The sequence below is a fragment of the Candidatus Symbiothrix dinenymphae genome (assembly GCF_001431085.1).
Genome location: NZ_BBRU01000407.1, coordinates 1 through 448 on the forward strand (window position 1 = coordinate 1; position 448 = coordinate 448).

Annotated in this window: 1 protein-coding gene; it reads left to right on the top strand. The window is 46.7% G+C overall.

Features of this window, described 5'->3' with window-relative positions; translation table 11 throughout:
• Nucleotides 1-448: DUF2851 family protein (locus ASC50_RS04610; protein WP_158648441.1), on the top strand; the 448-nt coding region annotated here is incomplete at both ends.

Consider the following 448-nt stretch of genomic DNA (forward strand, 5'->3'; position numbering starts at 1 on the left):
AAGTTATTACCCCGGGTATTTACAATACCGATGCCGGACCGGACTTTTTCAACGCGAAAATTCGCTTGGATGGGCAAGTGTGGGCAGGCAATATTGAAATACACAACCGCTCCTCCGATTGGTATCGCCACTGTCACGACACCGACAAGGCGTACAATTCCACTGTTTTGCACATAGTGGAAGTGATTGACCATCAAACAATTAAAGATTCAACCGGCAGACTGATTCCACAGTGGGTGATGCCGATTCCGGAATGTATTTACACCCGGTATTCGGAGTTTGTGAAGATGGACAATCGGCAGCCGTGCTTGGATAAAATCAAAAACATCCCTGAAATTTTTCTGTCGGACTGGAAAACAGCCCTGCTCTTGGAACGCCTCACTCGCAAAACGCAAAACATAATGGACTTGCTAAAGACCTACAAGGGCGACTGGAACGCGGTTTTTTA